The sequence below is a fragment of the Alienimonas californiensis genome, assembly GCF_007743815.1.
Lineage (GTDB): Bacteria > Planctomycetota > Planctomycetia > Planctomycetales > Planctomycetaceae > Alienimonas > Alienimonas californiensis.
In genome coordinates this window covers 2,292,667-2,316,553 of the sequence record NZ_CP036265.1, presented here as the reverse complement: position 1 = coordinate 2,316,553, position 23,887 = coordinate 2,292,667, and the positions used below count along the sequence as shown (strand labels likewise).

15 protein-coding genes, 1 tRNA gene and 1 pseudogene are annotated in these 23,887 nt (G+C 71.2%); 9 read left to right on the top strand and 8 right to left on the bottom strand.

What is annotated here, in order from left to right; all coding sequences use genetic code 11:
• Positions 1-150 precede the first annotated feature (150 nt).
• The 7 genes and pseudogenes from CA12_RS09040 to CA12_RS09010 all read left to right on the top strand — a co-directional run bounded on the left by CA12_RS09040 (position 151) and on the right by CA12_RS09010 (position 6,613).
• Complete coding sequence (locus CA12_RS09040) at positions 151-429, top strand: hypothetical protein (RefSeq protein WP_145358639.1); 279 nt, start codon at positions 151-153, stop codon at positions 427-429.
• Positions 430-532: 103 nt separating this feature from the next.
• A complete protein-coding gene (locus CA12_RS09035; protein WP_145358638.1) occupies positions 533-1,594 on the top strand; it encodes a toprim domain-containing protein in 1,062 nt (353 codons plus the stop codon).
• Positions 1,591-3,627, top strand: coding sequence for a hypothetical protein (locus CA12_RS09030; RefSeq protein WP_145358637.1), 2,037 nt, complete (start codon positions 1,591-1,593; stop codon positions 3,625-3,627). Before CA12_RS09035 ends, CA12_RS09030 begins: the two co-directional genes overlap by 4 nt.
• Positions 3,628-3,697: 70 nt before the next feature.
• Positions 3,698-4,849 (top strand): annotated as a pseudogene (locus CA12_RS23215) (tyrosine-type recombinase/integrase); the annotation flags it as partial.
• 401 nt (positions 4,850-5,250) lie between these two features.
• Positions 5,251-5,335: transfer RNA gene (locus CA12_RS09020), tRNA-Leu, on the top strand.
• Positions 5,336-5,700: 365 nt separating this feature from the next.
• Entirely contained in the window at positions 5,701-6,096 is a 396-nt protein-coding gene (locus tag CA12_RS09015; protein WP_145361393.1) for a (R)-mandelonitrile lyase, read from the top strand.
• Between the two features lie 154 nt (positions 6,097-6,250).
• Positions 6,251-6,613, top strand: coding sequence for a SpoIIAA family protein (locus CA12_RS09010; RefSeq protein ID WP_145358636.1), 363 nt, complete (start codon positions 6,251-6,253; stop codon positions 6,611-6,613).
• A 96-nt stretch (positions 6,614-6,709) separates the two neighbouring features.
• Here the strand turns inward: CA12_RS09010 and CA12_RS09005 are convergent, their stop codons facing one another.
• Positions 6,710-11,695 (bottom strand): PVC-type heme-binding CxxCH protein, encoded by a 4,986-nt coding sequence (locus CA12_RS09005; RefSeq protein WP_145358635.1) that lies wholly within the window; start codon positions 11,693-11,695, stop codon positions 6,710-6,712.
• Positions 11,696-11,913: 218 nt separating this feature from the next.
• On the opposite strand from CA12_RS09005, the gene CA12_RS09000 reads away from it, so the two are divergent.
• Positions 11,914-13,092 (top strand): glycosyltransferase family 4 protein, encoded by a 1,179-nt coding sequence (locus tag CA12_RS09000; RefSeq protein ID WP_145358634.1) that lies wholly within the window; start codon positions 11,914-11,916, stop codon positions 13,090-13,092.
• 4 nt (positions 13,093-13,096) lie between these two features.
• Here CA12_RS09000 and CA12_RS08995 read toward each other — a convergent pair whose 3' ends face one another.
• The 7 genes from CA12_RS08995 to CA12_RS08965 form a co-directional block, all read right to left on the bottom strand.
• Positions 13,097-14,302: a glycosyltransferase family 4 protein gene (locus CA12_RS08995; protein ID WP_145358633.1), complete on the bottom strand. Its 1,206-nt coding sequence runs from the start codon at positions 14,300-14,302 to the stop codon at positions 13,097-13,099.
• Positions 14,299-15,309 carry a hypothetical protein gene (locus CA12_RS08990; protein ID WP_145358632.1) on the bottom strand — a complete coding sequence of 337 codons (1,011 nt, stop codon included), beginning with the start codon at positions 15,307-15,309 and terminating at the stop codon, positions 14,299-14,301. The genes CA12_RS08995 and CA12_RS08990 overlap by 4 nt, the downstream gene beginning before the upstream one ends.
• Complete coding sequence (locus CA12_RS08985; RefSeq protein WP_145358631.1) at positions 15,306-16,304, bottom strand: O-fucosyltransferase family protein; 999 nt, start codon at positions 16,302-16,304, stop codon at positions 15,306-15,308. Before CA12_RS08985 ends, CA12_RS08990 begins: the two co-directional genes overlap by 4 nt.
• Before the next feature lie 173 nt (positions 16,305-16,477).
• Positions 16,478-17,422 carry a glycosyltransferase family 2 protein gene (locus tag CA12_RS08980; RefSeq protein ID WP_145358630.1) on the bottom strand — a complete coding sequence of 315 codons (945 nt, stop codon included), beginning with the start codon at positions 17,420-17,422 and terminating at the stop codon, positions 16,478-16,480.
• Between the two features lie 13 nt (positions 17,423-17,435).
• On the bottom strand, positions 17,436-18,605 hold the full coding sequence (locus tag CA12_RS08975) for a glycosyltransferase family 4 protein (protein WP_165700644.1): 1,170 nt from the start codon (positions 18,603-18,605) through the stop codon (positions 17,436-17,438).
• Positions 18,606-18,679: 74 nt separating this feature from the next.
• Complete coding sequence (locus CA12_RS08970; protein WP_145358628.1) at positions 18,680-19,618, bottom strand: glycosyltransferase family 2 protein; 939 nt, start codon at positions 19,616-19,618, stop codon at positions 18,680-18,682.
• Positions 19,619-19,743: 125 nt separating this feature from the next.
• Complete coding sequence (locus CA12_RS08965) at positions 19,744-21,204, bottom strand: sulfatase (protein WP_145358627.1); 1,461 nt, start codon at positions 21,202-21,204, stop codon at positions 19,744-19,746.
• A gap of 156 nt (positions 21,205-21,360) precedes the next feature.
• Between CA12_RS08965 and CA12_RS08960 the strand changes: the two genes are divergently transcribed.
• A complete protein-coding gene (locus CA12_RS08960) occupies positions 21,361-23,868 on the top strand; it encodes a hypothetical protein (RefSeq protein ID WP_145358626.1) in 2,508 nt (835 codons plus the stop codon).
• The last annotated feature ends 19 nt before the right edge of the window (positions 23,869-23,887 follow it).

Genomic DNA, 23,887 nt, shown 5'->3' with positions numbered 1-23,887 from the left:
CTGTGGGGAGGCTGTGCAGATTGTTTTTTCGCGGACAGCGGGTGCGCGGTCGGTCGCACAACGCGGACCAGCATCGTGTCCCCGTCGACCGACAGGCGGCCCGGGGCGGTCCTGGGCGGTGTCGATCGGCCCCCGAACCCCCGTAAACCAATGTCCGGCCCCGCCGCCCCGCCCGCTCCCCCTTCACTTGCCGACGGGAGACCCGCCCGTGAAACCCACCCCGCCCCACTGCTGACCGGGCGAAAGGACGCCGCCGTGGCGGCCGGGGTGTCCGCCAAGCTGTTCGACCGAATGGACGCCGCCGGGAAGACGCCCGCCGCGGTGTGGGTCGGCGGACGGAAGCTGTACCGCACCGCCGACCTTGCCGCGTGGGTGGCGATGGGCTGCCCGGACCGCCGGGAGTTCGAGGCCCGGGTCGCGGCCGCCTGACGAGAAACGGCCGGCCCCACGTGGGGACCGGCCGCCGGGTTCTCTTTTCATTCTTCACCCGCCCCGGACGCGTCACCGCCCGCGGCAAACGGAGTATAACCCCGTGCCCCCGTTCTATAAATCACCTCCCGGCGACCTCGCCGCCCGGGACCGCGATATCCTCGCCCGGCTGAACCTGCCGGCCCTCGCCGCCGCCGCCGGGCTGACGTTCGCCGGCCCGCCGTCCGGCCCCTGGCACCCGTGCCACGCCGCCGGCCGAACTGACCGCACCCCGTCCGCTTCGCTCAACGCCGACACCGGCGTCTATAAGGACCACGGCTCCGGCGATCGGCGTTCGTTCTGGGACCTGCTGGTTCTGCTGGGGGCCTTCCCTGACTGGCGGGCCGCCCGCGACCACCACGCCGCCGCCGTCGGTCTGCCGGCGGGTCCCGCGGGGAGCCGCGACGAGCAGAAGTCCGCTCCGGCGGTTCGATCCCGACGGGTCCGCCGTCCCGCGGCCCCCGTCCCCAACCCGCGGGTGAGCGCCGTGGCCCGCGACTGCCGGTCCGCGCTCACCCCGCAGCGGCTGAACGCTCTGTCCTCGTCGGTCGGGCTGCCGGCGGACGCGTTCGACAAGCTGGGTGTCGGTTGGTGCGACCGGCGGGGCGTCTGGACGTTCCCGATGAAGGCCGCCGACGGCGCCCTCCGCGGGCTGCGGACTCGCACCCCGGCCGGCGCCAAGCGGGCCGTGACCGGGAGCCGCGACGGGCTGTTTCTGCCGGACGCCTGGACCGATTCTCCGCCCGACCGGCCGGACCGGCTGGTGATCGCGGAGGGGCCGACGGACACGGCGGCGCTGCTGGCGTGGGGGTTCGCCGCCGCCGGCCGCCCGTCCGCCCACGGGGCCGCGGGGATCGTCGGAGACCTCTGCCGCCGGCTGTCGCCCGACGAGGCGGTCATCTTGGCGGACGCCGACGAAGCGGGGCGGAAGGGAGCCGACGCCCTCGCCGCCGGCCTGCTGGTGCTAGTCCCGGTCGTCCGGGTCTGCGAGCCGCCTGCGGGCGTGAAGGACGCGCGAGCGTGGTTCCTCCGGGGCGAGTCTGCCGACGAGGCCGCCGCCCTGTTCGACGCCGCCCCGCCCCGCCGGCTGCGAATCCGCCGCGGCGGAAAGGGGGTGGGACAATGACCTCCGACGCTCCCGAGAGCCTGCCGGCGGACGTGCCGGCCGAAACGGACGCCGCGGACCTGACGCTGCACGCCGGGCGGACCCGGCGGCAAACCACCCCCGTCAGTGCAAAGCTGGACGGCCGCACCGTTCACGCGGACACGCTGAACCTCACGCGGGCGGCCGATCGACGGCGGTTCGCCGCCGATCTGGTCGAACTGTGCCCCGCCCTGGACGCCGCAGCGGTGGACGAGGAACTGCTCCGGCTGCGGGACGACCTGACGGCCGGCGGCGGGAGCCCCGCCGATCCCGCTCCGCCGGTGCAGGACCCCACCGACCCCACGCACCCCACCGGGCACGGCGACGCCGCGGCGGAGGACGAACGCGTCGTCATCGTCTTGGGTACTGCGGAGTGGAAGGCGAACGAGCAGGCCGTCGCCGCCCTCGCCAACGCCCCGGACCTGTTCAAGATGGGCGACGCGCTGGTGCGGGTGATCCGGGCCGGCGACGCCGAGCCCGGGGAGGTGCCCGGAGGCCGGCGGATCGCCCGGCCGGACGAGTCCCCGGCGGTGGCGGCGCTGAAGCCCGCGCACACCCGCGACACGCTCACCCGCGTGGCCGCGTTCTTCAACGTGAAGGACGACGGGGAGGAGCGGCGGGCCGTGCCCGCTCACCCGCCGGGGTGGCTGGTCGGCGCCGTCCACCTCGCCGGCGAGTTCCCCGGCGTCCGGCCGCTGGACGGGATCGCCGCCGGTCCGGTGCTGCGGCCGGACGGCACGGTGCTTCACATCCCGGGGTACGACCCCCACACCCGACTGTACGTGCCCCCCGCGGCCGTCGCCGGCGTCCCCGCGGTGCCGGACCAGCCGACCCCCGCCGATGTAGCCGCGGCCGTCGAACTGCTGACGGACGTGGTGTGCGACTTCCCGTTCCTGAACGACGCGCACCGCGCCGCGTGGGCGGCGGCCGTCCTGACCGTCATCGCCCGGCCGGCGTTCGACGGACCGACCCCGCTATTCCTGATCGACGCGAACACGCCGTCGGCCGGCAAAACGCTGCTGGCGGACGTCACGTTGCTGATCGCCCTGGGCCGCCCGCCGGCGGTGATGGGCTCCGGCGGGTCCGACGAGGAGATGGACAAGCGCATCACCGCCCTGGCGATGGCCGGGGACCCGGTGGTGCAGCTCGACAATATCGGAGCTGGGGACACGCTGGGCGGTCCGGCGCTGGACCGGGCGCTCACCGCGGACGTATGGAGCGGCCGGGTGCTGGGCGAGAGCCGCATCTACACCGGCCCGCTGCGGGCGGTCTGGTTCGCCACGGGCAACAACACCGCCCTGTCTGCGGACACCCCACGTCGGGTCGTCCCGATCCGGCTGGAATGCCCGCACGAACGCCCGGAGGACCGGACCCCCGCGGAGTTTCGTTACGCCGACCTCAAAGGCTACGCCGCAACGAACCGCGGCCCCCTGCTGGCCGCCGGGCTGACGTGGCTGCGGGGATACTTCACCGCCGGACGGCCGGCTCCCCCGGGCGGGCGGCGTGTCCTGGGGAGTTTTGAAGAGTGGAGCCGACTGGTACGGGACGCGGTGGTGTGGGCCGGCCTGCCGGACCCTCTGGACGCCCGATCGGTGCTGGCCGACGCCGCCGACCCGGCAGCAGATGCCCTGCCGGGGGCGCTGCATGGACTGCGCGCGATGACCGGCGGGGAAGGACTGCCGGCGTCGGCGATCCTTTCCCGCGTCGCGGAGAACCCCGCCGCGCACGCTGACCTGCGGGACGCCCTGCAAGCGTTATGCGACTGCCGCCCCGGAACGCTGCCGGACCCCACCACGCTGGGGAAGAAACTAGCGACAGTGCGGGGCCGCGTTTGCGGCGGTCTGGCCCTGCACCGCCAGTCCGGCGGCGGGGGCGTGATGAAGTGGTCCGTTCGTCCCGCCCCCGGCGCCGTCGCTCCCTCCCCGTCCGGCAATGGGGTGGGTGGGGTCAGTGGGGTGACGGACGCTCCGCCTCACGACCCGTTCGCCGACGACCTGCCGGACGGCACGTTCTGATCCCCACCCGCGACGCCGCCCCCGACGTTTCCTAACCTCTCCCTCGCCTCCCCGGATCGGACCCCGCCCGATGGCCCGCCTCTATAAACCGACCGTCACCCGCTACGCCGACCCAGCCACGGGGCGACGCTGTAAAAGTTCCGACCCGGGCGCCGTCAAAACGAAGGCGAAGTCCCGCACGTGGCGGGGCGAATATCGGGACGCCGACGGCATCCTCAAAACCGCCACGCTGGCGCGTGATAAAGCCGCCTCGCTGGCGATGCTGCGGGACTTGGAGGTGGAGGCCGAACGCGGCCGGGCCGGGCTGGCCGATCCGTTCGCCGAACACGCCCGCACGCCGCTGGCCGATCACCTCCGCGACTACGGCGCCGACCTCGCCGCCCGCGGCCGGTCCGACGACTACGTCAACGCCACGCTCATGCGGGTGCGCAGGGCGCTGTTGAAGGGCTGCGGGTTCGGACTGCCCCGCGACGTGAACGCGTCGGCGCTGTCGAACTATCTGGCGGAGCGCCGGCGGGACGGGCTGGGGATCGGGACGAGCAACGCCTACCTGACCGCCTGCAAAGGGTTCGGCACGTGGATGGTGAAGAACCGCCGGAGCGGGGACAACGTGCTGGGGCACCTGTCGAAGATGAACCCGAAGGACGACGTGCGCAAGGAGCGCCGCGACCTTCCCCCGGACGACTTCGCCCGCCTGCTGGCCGCCGCGACGGCGGGGCCGGACTCCGCAGGGCTGTCCGGTCCGCAGCGGGCGCTGCTGTACCGCACGGCGGCGTTCACGGGGCTGCGGTCGATGGAACTGGCGAGTCTGACGCCGCGGTCGTTCGACTTCGACGCCGACCCGCCCACAGTCAAGGTCGCCGCCGGGGCGACGAAGAACGGCAAGACCGCCACGCTGCCCCTGCACCCGGACCTCGCCGTGCGGCTGCGGGTGTACATCGCGGGCCGTCTCTCCGCCGCCCTCGATCCGTTCGGCGACGAGGAACCCGTCACGCTGCCCTTCGCCGCGAAGGCGCCGGTTCTGGGCGATCATCGCATCGACGACGAGCCGTTGTGGCCCTCCCGCTGGGCGGCGTCCGGCCACGCGGCGGAGATGCTGCGGGGCGACCTCGCCGCCGCCGGCATCCCCTACACCGACGCCTCCGGCCGGGACTTCGACTTCCACGCCCTGCGGCATCACTTCATCACGACGCTGGCGAACAGCGGCGTGCATCCGAAGGACGCGATGACGCTGGCCCGGCACTCCTGCATCACGCTGACGATGAACCGCTACACGCACACCGGGGTGCGGGACATGAGCGCGGCGCTGGCGTCCGTCCCGGCCGTGCCGGACTCCCCCGACGAGCGGTCCGCTGCGACCGGCACCGACGCCGCCGACGCCCTCCCCCGCGGCGCCGGCCGCCCCGTGCTATTCCAGTCGGTCGACCCGGACGGTGGTTGCCGTTTGGTTGCCGGTCCGGGCGGGGACGGACGGGAACGCGTGGGCACGCGTTCACGTTCGCCGCGGTCCGCCCGCCGCGACGCCCCCGCGGGCGCCGCCGGGCTGGCAACCTACGATTCAAGGGTTAGAGTGGGCGAACCTCGACCCCCGGACGCCGTGTCCGTTGGGAACGAGGCACTCCTGCCGGAGTGGCGGAATGGCAGACGCGAAGGATTCAAAATCCTTTTCGGGGAAACCCGAGTGTGGGTTCGAGTCCCACCTCCGGCACTTGGTTTCGTGGGCGGAGTGGGGGTTGAGGCGCTCGTCGTGACTCCACGGGACGGCGGGCGTCGGTGGAAATGTCGGTCGGTTGCCCCGGGTGGCGGTTCTTGGGGAACTGTCGGGCCGCGGCGAACGCACATGGGGGCGGGCGTCTCGGGGGTACTGGCGTCGGAGCGGAACGGAGCGGCGGGGCTGCTGGTTCTCCCGCCCCCGCTCGCGGCCGTCGTGCGGCGGTGCGGGCTGGTTCCCGGAACGTCCCGGGGGACGTTCGCGGATCGTCCGGGCGTCGGCGAGGATCGTGCGCCGGCGCGCCGCCCGCACCGCCTCCGCAAGATGCGTCCGCTCGACCAGGAGACCGCACCGTGTCCCAGATCCAGATCACCCGCGTCGGTTCGAATCCCTCGACCACGCCGCCGGCGGAGTACTTCACCGGCGCCGTGCGGCTGGACCCGCTGGCCTCGCCGAAGGAGCCGTCGCGGGTCGCGATCGCCAGCGTCACCTTTGAGCCCGGCGCCCGCACCCACTGGCACACCCACCCCGTCGGCCAGCACCTCTATCTGCTCGCCGGCCTCGGCTGGGTGCAGGAGGAGGGCGGCCCGGTTCAGGAAGTCCGGCCCGGCGACGTCGTCTGGTTTCCGCCCGGCGTGAAGCACTGGCACGGCGCCTCCGCCACGACGGGAATGACCCATCTCGCCGTGCAGGAAGCGGTCGACGGCAGCGCCGCGGACTGGCTGGAACCGGTCACGGACGAGCAGTACCGCAGGTAGTCCGTCCAGTCCGCCCCAGTTCGGCCCGGGGGCGGGACCCGGGGGGGGCGGGGGGCGATTCGCGGATTGACGGGCTTCGGTTCGCCCCGCACCGTGCGTCGGCAGCGGTTCGCTTGCGCTCGCCTCAATTTCACCCGCCCGAGGAGCCGGCCCGATGAGTTATCACGTCACCGAAGATCCGGACGGCAACGTGCTGGAAGTCCGTGTGTCCGGGACGCTGTCCGCAGAGGCCTACGATCGGTTCGTGCCGCAGACCGAGGCCCTGATCGAGAAATACGGCAAGGTCCGGATGCTGGTCGAATTACGCGACTTCCACGGCTGGGACGCCGGCGCCCTGTGGAAGGACGTGAAGTTCGATTTAAAACACTTCAACGACCTGGAGCGGCTGGCGATCGTCGGCGATTCCAAGTGGGAGAAGGGAATGAGCGCGTTCTGCAAACCGTTCACCACCGCGACGGTCAAATACTTCGACACCTCCGAACTGGCCGCGGCGAAGGCCTGGATCCGCGAGGGCTGACGGCGGGTCGCCCCCGGTCCCGAAACGCCAGCGTCCCGGACCCTTGAAGGGTCCGGGACGCGACGCACGCGGGGGGCGCTTAAACTAGCCGCGGGGCTACTTCTTGAACACCTCCGAGTTACTGTCGCCGCCGGCCCGGACGTAGGCGACGAGGTCCAGCACCTCCTCCTTCGTGAAATAATTGAGCAGCCCGTTCGGCATCGCCGACTGGTCGCTCGTCATCTCGTCGACGACTTCGCTTTTGAGAACCACCGTCGGCTCCGCCCGGGCCAGCGGGTCCGATTTGAGGCGGATCTCGTCGTCGGTCTCCTCGATGACGAAGCCGGAGGCGACCTCGCCGGAGGTCGTGAGGTACGTCCGCATGGCGTACTTCGGTTCAATCTCCTTCGAGGGATTCAGCATCGACTCCAGCACGTAGGCGGCGGTGCGTTTCTTCGGATCGAGCTGGGCCAGGTTCGGGCCGAACTCGCCGCCGTCCCCTTCGATCTGGTGACACTGCGTGCAGCCGATGCGTTTGAAGGCCAACTTGCCGGACTCGTAGGAGCGCCCGCCGGCGGCCAGGTCGGCCTCGGTGAAGTCGTTCGCCTTCCACTCCCGGATCAGCCGCGGCACCCAGCCATCCAGCGAGGGCTGTTCGATCGGCTGGCTGCCGTCTTCCAACGGGTATTCGTTCAGCAGATCGACGGCGCTCCAAAAGGTGGCGTCCTCGCCGCGGTCGATCGCCCGCATCTCGGCGACCTTCGCCGGCGTGATCGGCTTCGCCCGGTTCGACCAAGAGTTACGGACATAGGTCAGGACGGCGGCGATCTCCTCGTCGGTCAGCAGCTGCCGGAAGCCGGTCATCGGGGGCAGCGGCGGGGAGCTGTACCGCTTGCCCTTCACTTCGATGGCCCCGTGCATGCCGTCGAGCACCATGCGGATCAGCCGGTCCTCGTCGCCGGTCGCCCAGAGGGTGCCGTCGATGGGCGGGTAGAGGTTGGGCAACCCCTGCCCGCTGGGCTGGTGACAGGTCGCGCAGTGGCTCTCGCGGGAATAGACCTCGGCCCCCAGGGCCATCACCCGCGGGTCCGCCTCGACGGGGATGCTCGCCCGCAGATCGGCCAGCCGCTGGCCGACCGGGACTCGGTTGGCCGTCGCCAGTTGACCGGCGAGGGTCAGCAGGTTGGAGAACTCCGCGCTCTGCCGTTCGACCGGCGTGGCGGCGTCGGCCTGTTTCAGCAGGGCGTCGAGGACCGCCTTGGCCTCCGCCGGCGGCAGCCGCTCGGCGACCTGTCGACCGGGCAGCGACGCCAGCGACCGCAACGCCGGGCCGAGCAGCGCGCCGTCGGCGATCAGACGGGCGAAGTCGTCGACCTTTCGCTCCGGGTTCTCCGGCCAGTCGGCGATCACGCCGAGGGCCTGCTGCCGCAGGTTGCCGCTGCCGGCGCTGCGGAGCACGGTCGAATCGATCGGCCGCTTCGAGATGCCGGGGCCTTCCCAGGCGATCTTCAGGCCGTCGTTACCGCCGTTGTCGAAATAATTGAGGACGATCTCGTGCACGCCGGCGTCCAGGCGGACGGTCCCGCGTTTCTCGTTCATCCCGTGCAGGCCGTCGTGATTCACGACCTCTTTTCCGTCGACATACAGCCGCGAGCCGTCGTCGGAGGCGAGGTGGAACGTGTAGTCGCCGGTGACGGGCACGACGAGCCCGGCCGTCTGCCGGGTGGCGAAGGCGTCCTGGGCGCCGCCGGGCACGAACTTCTCGAATTGATCCAGCTGGCCGGTCAGGGCCGGCTTCAATTCGTCCAACGTTTCGTTCCGCACGTTCTTGGGGTTGGGGGCGAAATACTCGAACGAGACCGCGGGGCCGGGTTTGACGGTCCGGCTGTCGGCGTCGCTCCGCAGGGCCTCGGGGACCTCGAACATCAACGGGCGGACCCGCGGGGCGAACCGTTCGCGGACCGCGGGGTCGCCGCTGGCGCCGAGGCTGGTCAGCAGGGCGCCGAGCCGGTCGCGAGACCGGGAGGCGTGCCCCCAGATCGCCTCGGCGTCGCCGGCCGGCAACCAGGCGGCGTAGGCGGCTTCGCGGACGTCCGCCGACTGCGATTCGTCCAGGATCTGCTGAAGAATCTGCTGATCCGCCGCGGCGTCGCCGGCCAGTTCCGGCAGCAGGGCGGCGAGGTCCTCCAGGCTGGCCCACTGCTCCGCCTCGGCGGTCCGCAGGCTCGCCGCCAACTGGGCGAGCGGCGTGCGGCCGGCGGCTTTGGCCGTCGCCTGGACGGCCTCCAGCCGGAACGAGTCCGGAATGCGGGCCCGGGTGAGCAGGGCCTGATACACCGCAGGCGAGCGGTCCAACTCCAGCAGCAACTCCGGCGAGGCGTTTTCCAGGGCGTACGCCTCCGCCGCGGGGGAGAGCGGTTTCCCGGAGCGAATCGCCTCGGCGAGCATCGCCTTCACGTCGATTTCGCCGCGGGCGTACTCCAGCACGTCGTTCAATTCCGGATCGGTCGGCCGCGTCGCCGCCGCGAAGATCGCCTCGGCCGGAGCGGCGCTTTCATAGTCGGCGAACTCGACCGCGGCCTTCAGCGCCTCGGCCCGCACCAGGGCGGACTCGTCCGTGGCCGCCGCCAGGAGCAGAGCGTCCCAGCCCGGCAGGTGGCCGGTCATCGGCTTCCCGCCCTGCAGGTGCTGCGCCCAGTGGCCGAGCGTCCGGATCGCCGCTGCTCGCACGCGGGGCTCCTCGGCCTGGAAGGTCTTCTTGACCAGGTCGATATTGGGAACGCGGAACTCCTCATGAACCCACAGGCATTCGAGCAGCGCCTGGGCCGCGTCGCGGTCGGCGTCGCCCTGCTTCGGGTCCAGCGAGTCGGTGAAGGCCGCAATCTCGCGGAGGACCTCGGCGGCGTCCCGGCCGCTGAGTTCGAGGCGGGCGCGATAGCGGACGTTATTCGTGCCGCTGAAGAAGTTTTGCAGCACCTCGGCGGTGGAGGCGTCGCTCATCGTCACGGCGGGGATCAGGTCGCGGCCTTTGGCCGTCACCCGATAAATCCGGCCGTGGGCGTGGTCGCGGTTGGGGTCCCGCATGTTGTGCTGCATGTGGCCGATCAGGGTGTTCTGCCAGTCGGCCACGTACAGGGCGCCGTCGCCGCCGATCTCCACGTCCACGGGGCGGAAGTTCGGGTCGGTCGACTGGAGCAGATCGTCCGTGCGGTCCGCGGTGATCTCGGCGCCGTTGTATTGCACCTCGTATTGCAGCACGCCGAGAAAGCCGATCGTGTTGCAGATCAGGAAGTTGCCCTGCTGATCCTCGGGGAAGTGCTCGCTGGCCAACAGGCCGGTGGCGGCGACGGGGCGCCATTCCTTCTTGAACCACTCGCGACCGCCGGGCCGCAGGCCCTTGCCGATGCTGACGTACCCGCCGGTGCCGGAGGTGCCGTCGTTGGCGAATTGATAACCCCACTGATCGAACACGTCGCCGTGCGGGTTGGGGCCGATGGGGTAGTGGAACTCCATCTCGAAGGTGCGGGGATTAAAGCGGTGGACGCCGGACTTACCGCTGCGATAGGTCTGCGTGGGGGTCTCGATCGCCGCCACGTTGAAGATGCCGCGGGACCAATACAGCCAGCCGTCGGGGCCCAGCAGCATCGCGTTAGCGCTGTGGTGGGAGTCGGCGCTGGAGAGGCCCTGCAGCATGCGGATTTTCACGTCGGCTTTGTTGTCGCCGTCGGTGTCCTTGAGGAACCACAGTTCCGGCAACGCCGCGACCAGGACGCCGCCGCCCCAGAATTCGAAGCCGGTGACGCTGTTCAGGCCGTCCGCGAAGACGATGCAGTCGTCCGCTTTGCCGTCGCGGTCCTCGTCCGGCAGGATCACGATCGCGTCCCGCCGCGGCTCCGTCGGGTTCCAGTGCGGATAGGACGTCCAGACCGAGGCCCACAGCCGCCCGTCGGGATCGACGGACATCTGCACCGGATTAACCAGCCGGGGAAATTCCTTCTCCGAGGCGAACAGGTTGACCTCCAACCCGTCCTGCACGGTCATCTGGGAGATCGCCTCCTCGCCGCCCAGATAGGGGAAGGCGCCGTCCTCCAGCGGACCCTCTTTGTTCGGCCTGACCACCAGTTCCGGCGGGAGGTTGTCGTCCTGCGGCTCGGCGTTCGAGCCCTGGGCGATCGCCCAGACCACGCGGTCCCGGTTCGCCGTTTTGACGTCGAAGATTTCCATCTCCCGCATCATCACATCGCCGTTGGACTGCCCGAACCACGCCAGCTTGGAGCGTCCGCCGAAGACGTTGTATTCGTCCACGACGCGATAGCGGCTGAACCATTCGTAGTTCTTGTTCAGCGCCGCTTCGCGGAGGTCGGCGATCTCCTCGTCGGCCGGCAGCGGGCCGTTCGCCAGGTGCGCCAGCGGAGAGTCCGGGGCGGTGAGGATCGCCCGGGCCAGCAGGCGGTCGCCGCGGTCGAGCAGGTGCACGCCGTTGGTCGTCAACGGCTCCTCCGACTCCGCGTAGAGCTTCTGCGACAGGGAGAACAGATCCACGAACGGGACCTGCTTCGCCTCGCAGACGGCCCGCATCGCCTCGGTATAGAGGGCGAGGTTGGCGTTGTTCGCCGACCCGTCCGGCAGGTGCGGGCTGTTCAGGTTTTCGTGGGCGATCGGCGAGAACATCACCAACCGCGGGGCGGACTCGCCGTTGTATTTCTGCGACCGCATCCCCGCGATCACGTCTTCAAGATCTTTCTTGAAAGATGCGAGGCCGCCTTCGCCCTCCAATGCCTCGTTGTAGCCGAAAAAGCAGAAGATCACGTCCGCTTCGACCTTCGTCAGCCACTGGTCGGCGTCGCCGAAGTTGTCGGCCCGCTGGCGCTGCTTCAATTCATCCCCGGAAAAGCCGAGGTTGCGAAACGTCAGTTCGCGGTCCGGCAGCAGGGCGTGGAGATAAGTCTCCAGCCAGGCGTGATGCTGCATGCGGTCGGCAAGGGTGTTGCCGATGTAGGCGACGTGGTCGCCCTGTTTGAATTCGATCTCGTCCGCGACCGCCGCGGGGACGCAGGCGGCCGCGATCAATAATGCGAGGACGGAACGGGGACGGAAGGACATGGCGGGCGCAGTTCGGAGCGGCGAGGGTGCGAATCCGAAGCGTACCAGAGGGTCCGCCCCCGCTGCACGTTAGGCCGCACGCCGCGGGCGGAGCTCCGGCGCCCCAGGGCGCAGCGCCCGGCCGAGCCTCGGTGTGCGGGTTTGGACGGGTTCGCTAGGATCGGCCCCCGCCGCGGCGGTTTCGCCCCCTCTCTTTCCCGGTTCCAGCCGGCGCCGCCGTGACGCCCCCGCCCCCCGCGAGCGCCGCCCCCACCGACGGCCCCGCCCCGCTGCGGGCGGTCTTTCTCTGGTCGGAGATCAACGGCTACATGGCGGCCTGCTTCCGGGAACTGGCCGGCCGGGCGGACGTCGACCCGTATTTCCTCGCCTTCGCCTCCGGCCGGTCCGGGTCCGGGGCGGCGTTCGCGGACGACGTGGTCGCGGGGCTGCCCTGTCGGTTGCTCGAACCCGGAGAGCGGGACGACGCGGCGCTGGTGCGGCGGTTGGTCGAAGAACGGCGGCCGGACGTGGTGGTCCTGAACGGCTGGTATCACCGCCCCTACCGCCGCCTGCCCTTCGGGGAGCCGTTGCGAAACTCCGAGCACGGCGGGCCGCCGGGCTTCATGATGACCTTCGACACCCCCTGGCGCGGGGATTTGCGGCAACGCCTCGCCCGGTTCCCGCTGGCCAGCCTGCTGAACCGCTGTGCGATCACGGTCGTCACCGGCGAACGCAGTTGGCAGTACGGGAAACGGCTGGGCATCCCGGAGGCCCGGTTGCGGCGGGGGATGTACGGCGTCGCCCACGCGGGCCTCACCGAATGTCTGCGGCGGCGGGAGGACGGCCCGTGGCCGCGGCGATTCCTGTTCGTCGGGCGTTATGCGGACGAAAAGGGGCTGGACGTGCTCGCCGAGGCCTACGCCCGCTATCGCGAGGGCGTGAACCGGGACAGCGCCAACGGGAGCGGGGCCGGCGAGCCGTGGACGCTGGAATGCTGCGGGACCGGCCCGCGGGGCGGCCTGATCGCCGGGCGGGAGGGGATCGAGGATCGCGGCTTCGTGCAGCCGTCCGCGCTGCGGGAACGGTTCGCCGCGGCGGGGGCGCTGGTCTTGCCCAGCCGGTTCGATCCGTGGCCGCTGGCGCTGGTCGAATCCGCAGCAGCCGGGTTGCCGATCCTCTGCACGGAAGCCTGCGGGTCGAGCGTGGAACTGGTCCGCCCCTATTACAACGGCCTCGCCGTGGCGACCGACGACGTCGCCGCCCTCGCCCGCGGCCTGCGGTTCCTGCACGACCGCCACGCCGACCTGCCCGAGTACGGCCGCCGCTCCCACGCCCTGGCCGCGGCCTATTCGGCTCAGATTTGGGCGGATCGTTACACGGCCTATTTGACCGAGGCCCGGCGGGCGGCGGACGCCTGAGCGCTCACCCGCCGTCGGTCAGCGGGCGTTCGGCAAGTTCGCGCAGCAACGCCGCGTCGTGGTGGGCGGCGGCGGTGAGCACCTGAAAGGCCCGCTCGGCACAGGCCGCCCAGGTGAAACGGGCGGCCCGGGCGCGGCCCTTTTGCACATAGTCCTCCCGCATGGCGCCGCCGTCGGCGAAGGCGAGAATTGCGTCGGTCGCGGCGCCCGTGTCCGTCGCGGCCAGACACACCCCGGCGTCGCCGACGACCTCCGGCAGACTGGTGTTGTTCGCGGCGACAACCGGCGTGCCGGCCGCCATCGCCTCCAGCGCGGGCAGACCGAACCCCTCGTAATGGGAGAGAAATAATTGGGCGTCGGCGGCCCGCAGATAGTCCGCCATCAGCTCGTCGCCGATCGGCCCGGCGACGACGGCGTTCGGCGTCTGTTGGGCGACCTGTTCCCACTTCGGCTCGGGCCGGCCGACGAACACCACCCGCACCTCCGAACCGCGCCGGGCAAGCTCCGCGGCGACGGCCAGCATCTCCGCGGCGCCCTTGCGGCCCTGCAATCCCCCCACTGCCAGGGCGTACGGCCACGGACCGGGGCGGCGGCAGTCGGCGGGGGGCTTTTCGAAGATTTGATAGAACACCGGCGAGACGCCGTTGCCGACGACGATCACCGGGGTGTCCGCGGTGTCCGTCAGCCGCCGCATGCGACGCCGGCTGTCGTCGGAGACCGTCAGGACCGCGTCGGAGCAGGCGAACAGCCGCGGGAGCCACGTTCGCCAGCGACGCTCCAACCGCCGGGCCGCCGGGGTCGTGCGGTGGGCGGGGAACTCCGGGTCGACGGCGAACACGTCGTGCAGCGTCACGACCGCCGGCACGGGCCCGGTCGGCAGTATGGCGTCAGCGGGGGCGTAGACGACGTCCGCCCCGGCGGCGTGTCGCGCCAGCGACGGACGCCCGGTCAGCTTGCGGAGCCGTTCCGAAAACCGCTCCGGCAGGGCGTAGGTGCGAAGCGGCAGGTCGCGGAGCGGCGCGTTCGCCGGCAGCCGGCCGTCCTCCCCCAGCCACCCCCGCGAGAACAGCAGGTCGAGCGTCACCTCCGGCCGCTCCGCCAGTGCCCGGACCATCGCGTTCGCGTGCCGGCCCACGCCGGTCACTGGCTCCAGCGTGCGGCCCGGTTCCAGATAGGCGCGCACCTTCAGCGGGTCGGGTGGTTGCGTCATCGCCGACGGCCCCGCAAGCGGTGCCAGAGCGAATTGATCTGCCGCTGCCGGCGGAGCCGGTCGGCGAGCCGCAGCGCCAGGCGCTCCGCCCGCCGTCGCAGGGATCGCAGCGCCCGCCGGGCGGCGGGTTCGCGTCGGTCGCGGTACGTATAAAACAGCTCCGCCTCCGGCATCGCCGGCGAGAGTTGAATTCCCGCCCAGTGCAGGATCGGCACGCCCTTGGCGTGGTCCGAGCCGCCGTGGTCCCAGCGGCGAAAAACGCCCGCGGCGTCCTGATAAACTCGCCCGGGCTGCCGGGCCCAAGCGTCGCGGCACAGGTCGCCCAGGACCTCCGCGAAGTGCCCCGTGACGATCGGCCGTTCGTTTCGCCCCTCGCGGACGCTCCCCGCGTCGCAGCAATAATTTAGGAAGAACTGATCGGTGTTGCGGGGGTTCAGTTGATCGCGGACGGCGAGGCACTCCGCCCCGAACCGTTCCAGCGTTCCCAGATCGAATAGCCCTCGCCGGCTGGCCCACTGGCCGGACATAAATCCCCGGCCCCGCCCCCGCCGCAGGAACTCTCGCCGCACCGGCCCCGGTTCGTACACCTGATCGAGCGCACAATCAAAATGCAGTAAGTCGAAGCCGTAATTCGCCGTCGCGTCGATCAGAGGCCCCAGGTCGCACAGCGCGAGTTGCCGGCAGTCCTGATAAAGAAAACGCTCAAACGGCCCCCAGAATGCCGCGAACCGCCGGAACCAATGCGGGCCGTAGGGGGTCAGGCCTACTTCGAGGCTCTCCCCGATCGCTTCGAGACGGTCGAAGGAGGGGTCCTCAAACGCGGTAAATTGATACTCGTCCGCCAGCGCCGCGATGCGGTCGCCGCGGTCGTCGAACGGGATCCATCGCAGCGGCAGGTCCGGGTTGTGGGCGCGAAAGCTTTCCAGAAAGCCCACGGTCCAGTCGAAGACGGCGTCGTTGGCGCTGAAGTAGGCGCCGGACGATTCGGGGGGGGCGGGAGCGGTCACGTCGCCAGGCGGACGTCGGCGTCCGGGGCGGCGAGGACGTCGACGGCAAATTGGCTGTAGGAGGAGTTCCCCCCGTGCACGATCCGGCCGCAACCCCCGAGGCCATATAAGTCGCGTACCGCCTCGACGGCCAGCCGGCGCCGGTCCGGTGCCGATTCGTCCCCCCCGGCCGAATTGAACCCGCCGTGATGCAGCGCCCCGCCGTCAGCATGATAATGGCGTTCAATGGATAGCAGGCGGTCGCCGTATTTCGTGCGAAACTCCCGTTCGACGTCCGCGGAGTCCGTGCAGAGGAAAATCGGCCGGTCGTCGTTCCCGACGAGCCGGAAGTACGCCTCCAGCGGCAACTGGTTCGGCGAATCCGTCCGCCGCACGTGCACGCCGACGCAGCCCGCCAGCGGGGGAAGCTCGGCGGCGATCGCCTCGCGGCACCGCGCGCTCGGCCGCAGGGCCTCGTTGACGCGGCGGGGCACGTAGTTCACCCCGGCGACCGGCAGGTCCTCCGGAACGACCAGCCAGCCGCTATTAATCATCGTCTCCGCCGCCGGGCGTTCGACCAACGCCCGATAGAACGGGAACATGAGATCTCGCTGCATCGCCCGCTCGCCCTTCTCCCGTTTGACGTCCTCCATCCATTGATAGGTGGTGAGTTCCGTCCGACCCGCCCAGCTTGGCGGATAAACGGCGCCCCAATCCGTGGGCGGCTCCTCGGCGCCGTCGAGCTCGAACAGTTCGAAAAAGCTGTTCTCGCCCGGCGGCCCGTACCAGCCCTCGCGCCAGTCCGGGCAGAGCTGCAACCCCCAGCGGTCCGCGAAGGCCTTCGCCGTCAGCAGATACCGCAGGCGGTTCGCCATCCCGAAGATGGATTTAATCACCAACCGACGGGTCGCCGGGTGGGGGCCGACCTCCTGCGACAGGCCGATGCGGACGCGGGCCCACGCGCGTCGGCCCGTCCGCGAAGCGGCGATTCTTCCGCGGGCGAGTCGTGTCGTCATCGGTCTGCTGCGTGCGGCCTGCGGCCTGCCGTCGCTGGGGAATCCGGGGGCTCGATCCTTCCGGCCGACCGCGACGGCGGGCGAAGCGTCAAACTAGCGCCGGCCGGCCGCGGGCGACCACCCGGATCGCCGCCGAGCGGCGGGGGCGTCGAACGGAGTTGGCCGGTCACGCCTCACCCCCGCCGCCCGAGGCGTTCGGCGAGGGTCGGGCCGACGGTGCGGCACAGCAGACGGTAGGCCCGCCCGCCGACGATCGCCTCGTCGCCGGCCAACCGCTTCGCCGTTTGGAAGAACGGGGCCGCCGCCGCCGCGGGCGCCCCGGTTTGCAGGCTGCGGCGGCCGACTCGCCAGAACTGCCGGCCGAACGCGGCGGCGACCTCCGGGGCCAGCGGCTCGCCCAGCGTCTGCCGGGCCGTTTCGACATGGCGCGAAAGCGCCTCGAACCGACCGCGGGCGACCGCGGCCTGGCCGTCGGCGTCGCTGATCCGTCCGCCGCCGTGCTGCCGGTAAGCGTAGACGACGCCGGGGCGGTGCACGAACCGCACGCCCGCCAGCCACATGCGCAGGTGCAGGTCGTGCTCCTGCCCGCGGGGCACGCGGGGGTCGAACCCGTCGACCCGCCGCACGTCCTCGACGCGGTGCAGCGGGGCGGCGGTCAGCGGGGGGTGTTCAATCATCCGCGCCGCCTCCGGTAGGTCGGCCGGCGGGGGGGGCGGGCTCGGCAGCGGTTCGCCCCGCTCGTTCACCCACCGCACGTCGCCGTAGACGCTGACGGTCTGCCCGGCGAACGCCGCCAGCTGTTCGACCTGCCGGCCGACGGCCCCCGGTTCGAGCACGTCGTCCGAGTCGAGGAACTTCACGAACGGCCCCTCCGCCAGGGCGAGCCCGGCATTGCGGGCGACGCAGGCCCCGCCGCCCTCCTGCCGGAGCGCCCGCAGTCGGTCCGGGTGGCGCTCGGTTAGGAGGTCGAGGATGCGGCGGCTGCCGTCGGTCGACCCGTCGTCGACGGCCACGACCCGGCCGACGGCGGCGTCCGCCAAGGCGCTGCCGACGGCCTCCTCCAGAAAGGCGACCCCGTTGCGGTTGGGGATGACGACGGTGACCGGCCCGGCGCTCATGGCGAGGTTCCCGTCATGAGGGACGCCGGTCGGAGAGTTCCGTCAGCAACGCGTCGATCGCCGCCCCGCGGGCGTCGGGCGGGCAGAGTGCCGACACCCGCCGCCGGCCGGCCCGGCCCATCGTTTCGCAGCGGTCGGGATCGGCGAACAGCTCCGCGAGCCGGTCGCCCATCGCTTCGTAATCGTGTTCCGGCACGAGGAAGCCGGTCTCGCCGTCGGCGACGTGCTCCGGGATGCCGTTGTGCCAGGTGGAGACGATCGGCAGTTCCAGCAGGGCCGCCTCGGCCGGGCTGAGGGCGAACCCCTCCTGATCGCCGCTAATCGCGGTGACGCTGTGCTGGGCGAAGACCCAGTGCTGCGCCACGATCTCCAACCCCTCCGCCCGCGGCAGGCCGGGCAGGAGCCGCACCGCCTCGCCGAGGCCGTGCCGGGCGATCCGGGCGACGACGCGGTCGCGCTCGGGTCCGTTGCCGATCATCGTCAGCCGGGCCTCCGGCACGCGGCGGCGGGCGCGGGCGAACGCCTCGATCAACGCGACCGGGTGCTTCTTGGGCGTGAGGCGGCCGAAGTAGGCGACCGAGGGCGGCTGCCGGCGACGTTCCGCCCAGGGGACCGGCTCGACCCCGTCGGTCTGCACCGCCAGGCGGATCACGCGGCAGCGATCGGGATCGGCGCCCTCCAACGTCAGCAGGCGCCGCATGTGGTGCGAGGCGAGCACGATCGCCCCCGCGGCGTCGAACACCTGCGGCAGGGTCCCTCGGTAGCCGACGTCGGACAGGCCGTTGGTGATGTCCGACCCGTGGAAGTGGACGGCGAAGGGCACGCCCGCCTGCCCCAACGCCCCGACGGCCAAGGCGGCGGCGCGGCCGTCGTCGACGAAGGCCACGTCCGGCCGGGCCTCGGCGATCACCGGCGCCAGCGCCCGCGTGGCGGACCGGGCCAACCGGGACCAGCCGTCGCCGCCCCGCAGCGTGCGTTCAAACCGCCCCGCGAGACGGTCCGCCGGGCGGGTCAGTTGGGCGAACCGCACGGGCCGCAGCGTCGCCCCCGGGGGGACGCTGGCCTCCGGGCCGGCATGGGAGCAGGCGATCGTCACGGCCCAGCCGCGAGCGGCGAGATCCCGCACCAGGTCCCGCACGAAGGTTTCCGAGAGCAGCCCGTAATTCGTCACGACGTACAACAACCGGCGCGGGGCTGCCCCGCCCGGCCGCTGCGGCGACCGCGGTGGAGCCTCGGACGCGGGGGGACCGGCGGAACTCATCCGCCTGTCTGCGGGGGTTCGGCGGAGCGGGCTTTGGGCGGGGCGTAGGTCGGGTCCCGATCCATCCGGTTGCGCACCAGCTTGTGGGCGGCCCGCACCAGCAAGCCGACGCCCGGGAGGGCGTAGGCCCCGCGGACTTCCGCGTTCAATCGCTCGAAGGCCATGCGTTGGTCCCGCATCGTGCGGGCCACGTGCTCGCGGGCGCCTTGCTTGAGCAACATCAATTGATGCTCCGTCCAGGTCTCGCCCCGCCCCTGGAGGTTGGTCGTCTTCGCCTGATCGTGGCTCTTCGCCGCGGCGAGGGGCTCGTCCAGCGTGTCGAACCGATAGTCCCGGGCGACCTTTAACCAGAGCTCGACGTCCATCACGTACCACAGGTTCTCGTTCACCCCGCCGACGGCGTCCCACACCCGCCGGGAGAGGAAACAGCCCGGCTGCATGAAGCTGTGCCGCCCCCAGTCGACCAATTTATCGAACGTATACTCCTCCAGCACGGTCGCGTTATAGACGTTGCCGGACGGGTCCGTCTTCTGGCAGCGGCCGACGAGGGCGTCCGGGGCGTGCTCCCGCCAGTAGGCGGCCACTTTCGACAGTGCCCCCGGCAGATACACGTCGTCGCTGTTGAGCCACGCGGCGATCGCCGCAGGGTCTTTGGTGACGTGCTCGAAGCCTTTATTAATCGCGTGGCTCTGGCCGCGGTCCTTTTCGCTGCACCAGAAGGTGAGGCGGTCCTCGTATTCGCGGATGATCGCCGCAGAGTCGTCCGTGCTGCCGCCGTCGATCACGGCGTAGTCGAGGTCGAACTCCGTGCCGAGGCCCTGCTGGCTCAGCACGCTCTCGATCGTTTCGCGCAGGTACGCCCCCTGATTGTAGCTGGGCGTCACGATGCCGAACCGCGGCCGGGCGGCGGCGGGCGGCGGGCTGGGGGCCGTCATGGCGGGGGCGGGTCCGCGGGCGGGCGCGGCTTCAGAAAAGGTCGGTCCGTCGGACGATCGGCCGGCACTGTAGTGATTGGCCGCCGCTCCCGGAACCTCCGCCCGCGGCCGGGCCGCCCCGCCGTTCAGCGGTTGCCCAACCGCTCGCGGAGCCGGGCGAGCAGGCGGACGGCGGTCTCCGGTTCGGCCTCGGCGAGGTTCTGCGTTTCCGCCTCCGGCGTGCGGTGGTCGTACAGTTCCAGGTGGCCGCCGCGGTGGGCGATCAGGCGGTACGAATCGGTACGAATCGTCTCCGCCCCGCCCGTGTAGGCGCAGGCGGAACCCCCGTCGGCCGGCCCGTCGCCGGCCTGTCCCGCGGCGGGGTCCTCCAGCAGCGGCCGCAGCGAGCGGCCATCGACGAACGGCGTGCCGTCCTCCCCCGCCGGGGCCGGCAGGGCGGCGAGGTCGCACAGCGTGGGAAACAGGTCGATCGACTCCACCACCGCCCGCGACGCCTCACCGGGCTGCGGCAGACCGGAGTACGACACGATCAGCGGCGACCGTAGCGATTCTTCGAACAGGGCGTGCTTGCCCCAGATGGCGTGCTCGCCGAGGTGCCAGCCGTGGTCGCCCCACAGCACGACGATCGTGTTCTCCCGCTGGCCCGTCTCGTCCAGCCGTTCGAGCAGGCGGCCGACCTGCCGGTCGGCGTAGGTCACGCAGGCGGCGTAGTGCTTGCGGACGGCCTCCGCGAAGGCGGCGTCTTTATTGGGGTCACGGCCGAAGCGGTCGTACTTCATGAACTCGCCGGAGCCGTGCCAGGTCGTTTGGCCGGCGGGCTTCTGCGGGTGCGGCGTCGGGGGGAGGGTCGCGTCGGCGTAGGGAGTCATGTCGTCCGCCGGCGCCCCGAACGGCAGGTGCGGGCGGATCAAACCGACGGCGAGAAAGAACGGTTTGTCCTCCGCCGTGCGGGACTCGCTGAGCTGATCGAGCTGCGACAGGGACTCGTCCGTGATCAGGCCGTCCGGGTAGGTCGTGTCCGGGCCGGGGGTGGATTGCACCACGGCCATGCCCTTGGCGTTGGTGCGGATCTCGCCGTTCGCCAGCCCGTGCATCGCCCCGCGGGGGTGCTGCCAGGGACCAGTCGGCATGAGGTGGCGGTCCCAGGAGTCGGGCATCTCCGGCTGGGCGTCGTCGTCCCAGTTCCCCCCGCCGCGGCCGCCGGGGTGGTGGGAGACTTTTCCCACCGACACCGTCGTGTAGCCGTGCTGCCGGAACCAGGCGGGCAGGCTGGGGGAGACGGCCTCCGGGTTCGACCGCATCCGCTTGGCCCGCTCGAACAGGGCCCCGTTGCCGGCCGGGCCGTAGTTCCCCGTCAGCAGGGCGTACCGGGAGGCCCCGCAGGTGGGGGCCTGCACGTAGTGCCGATGGAAGGCCCGGCCGCGGGCGGCGAGGGCGTCGATGTTCGGCGAGGTGATCCAGTCCGCCCCGAAGCTGCCCAGTTCCGGGCGAAGGTCGTCCACGCAGATCAGCAGCACGTTCGGCCGCTCCGCCGGCGGGTCAGCGGCCCCGAACGCAACGGCGAGCAACAGCGAAGCGGCGGTCATGGGCGTGTCCGGGGCGGGCGAGCGGTCCGACGACGATTGTGCGGGGCCGCCGGACCCGCCGCCATCCAATCCCGTTGATCGGTTCGGCGTCGCGTTGAGAGTCGCCCGGCGAACGCGGACACTCCGCCGCCTCGCCCGCTGTCCGAACGGCCCGTCATGTCGCGTCCGCCCCTGCTCTGCTTCGTCGCCCTCGCCGCCCTGTGGGCCGGCCCGGCCGCTCCCGCCGCCGATCAGTCGACGCCCGACGATGCGGCGGCGCCCGATTACGACGCGATCGACCGTCCGGCGTTCGGGGGGATCTATCCGCACCTCGCCTACTTCAACAACGAGGGCGAATGCGGCACCGGCGCCGTCGTGCCCTGGGCCGGGCGGTTGTGGGCCGTCACCTACGCCCCCCACTCGCCCCGCGGCTCCTCCGACAAGCTGTACGAGATCACCCCGGACCTCGAACAGATCGTGCGGCCCGAATCGATCGGCGGCACCCCCGCCAACCGCATGATTCACCGCGAGAGCGACCAGCTGTTCATCGGCCCCTACGCGATCCGCGGCGACGGCGAAGTGCGGGTCATTCCCTACACCGAGATGTTCGGCCGCCCCACCGCCAACGCCCGGCACCTGTTCGACCCGGCGGGCAGGATTTATTACGCCTCGATGGAGGAGGCGCTGTACGAAATCGACGTCGACACCCTCGCCGTCGCCCCGCTGTTCCGCGACGAAGCCGACAAGACCCCCGGCCCGCGGATGGACCTGCCGGGCTACCACGGCAAGGGGCTGTATTCGGGTCAGGGCCGCGTGATTTACGCCAACAACGGCGAGCACGGCCGGGCCGCCCAGACGGTTCCCACCACCCCCTCCGGGGCGCTGGCGACCTGGGACGGCAAGGCTTCAGGCGAGGACGCCTGGACGCTGGTGCGGCGCAATCAATTCACCGAAGTCACCGGCCCCGGCGGAATCTACGGCAACGAGAACCCGGCGACCGACCCGGTCTGGTCGATGGGCTGGGACGCCAAATCGTTGATCCTGATGGTTCTGCACGGCGGCGAATGGACGAACTACCGCCTGCCGAAAGCGTCGCACAGCTACGACGGAGCCCACGGCTGGAATACGGAGTGGCCCCGCATCCGCGAGATCGGGACCGGGGACGACCTTTTAATGACGATGCACGGCTCCTTCTGGACCTTCCCGAAGGGATTCGAGCCGGGCAGCACCGCGGGGATTCGACCGCGGTCGAACTATCTGAAGGTGATCGGCGACTTCTGCCGCTGGGGCGATCGGGTGGTGATGGGCTGCGACGACACCGCCCATAACGAGTTCCTCAACCAGCGCAAGGCGAAGGGCGAGATCGCCGCCCCGCAGAGCCAGTCGAACCTGTGGTTCGTGGAGCCGGACTCCCTCGACGCCTTCGGCCCGGCGCTCGGCCGGGGGGCGGTGTGGAAGGACGAGAAAGTCGCCGCGGACACGCCCTCCGACCCCTATCTGTTCGCCGGCTACGACCGCCGCGGCGTGCATCTCTCCACGGACGTGCCGACCACCTTCACCTTCGAAATCGACCGCCACGGCACCGGCGAGTGGGCGGCGTTCGACAAGGTGCGGGTCGCCGGCGCCGCCTGGCACGCGTTCCCCGCCGACGCCGACGGCGAATGGGTCCGCCTGCGGCTCAGCGAACCGGCGACCGTCACGGCCCAGTTCCAGTACGCCGACCGCGACGACCGCCCGACGGCGGACGAACTGCCCGCCAGCGACGCCGCCCTGTTCGCCGGGCTGGCGGAGCCGGGCGACGAGGCGGTCATCGCCGGCGTGATGCGGGCCCGCGGCGGGAACGAACGCACCCTGCACATCGCCGCCGACAACGGGGACGGCAAGCCCGGCCACTACGTGCTGGACGCCGAGATGAACCTCACCCTGGAGGACGACGCGAAGGCCCTCGATTACCTGACGAAGAACGCCGCGATCCCGGATCGGGCGGGCATCCTCACGGTCGACGCGGCCAGTGTGCTGTACGTCGACGACGACGGCGCCCGCTACCGGCTCCCGAAGGACGACCGCTTCGCCCAGCCCGGCCCCGCGGCGTTCGGCGGCACGGGCTTCGGCCGGCTGGCCCGGGAGGTCGCCACGGAGCGGGACCTCTTCAACTGCCACGGGACCTTCTACGAACTGCCCGCCTCGAACGCCGGCGGCTTCGCCCGCGTCCGCCCCGTCGCCACCCACGGCCGGCGGATCCACGATTACTGCAGCTACCGCGGATTGCTGGTTCTCTCCGGAATCGACCTGAGCGACGCCGGCGACAACCCCCGCGTGATCCGCAGCGCCGACGGCAAAGCGGCGGTGTGGGTCGGGGCGATCGACGAAGCGTGGAAGCTCGGCAAGCCGGTCGGCCGCGGCGGGCCGTGGCAGGACACGAAGGTAACGGCCGGCGCGCCCTCCGACCCCTACCTGATGACCGGCTACGACCGGAAGTCGCTGACCCTCTCTGCCGACCGGCCGACGGAAATCACGGTCGAGGTCGACGTCGCCGGCGACGGTACGTGGATGCCATACAAAACCTTCCGGATCACGCCGGACGCCCCGGTTCAGCACACGTTCCCGGAAGCGTTCAGCGCCTACTGGGTCCGCACGACCGCCGACGCCGACGCCACCGCGACCGCCCAGTTGAGCTACGACTGAGGTGAGCTACGACTGTGGA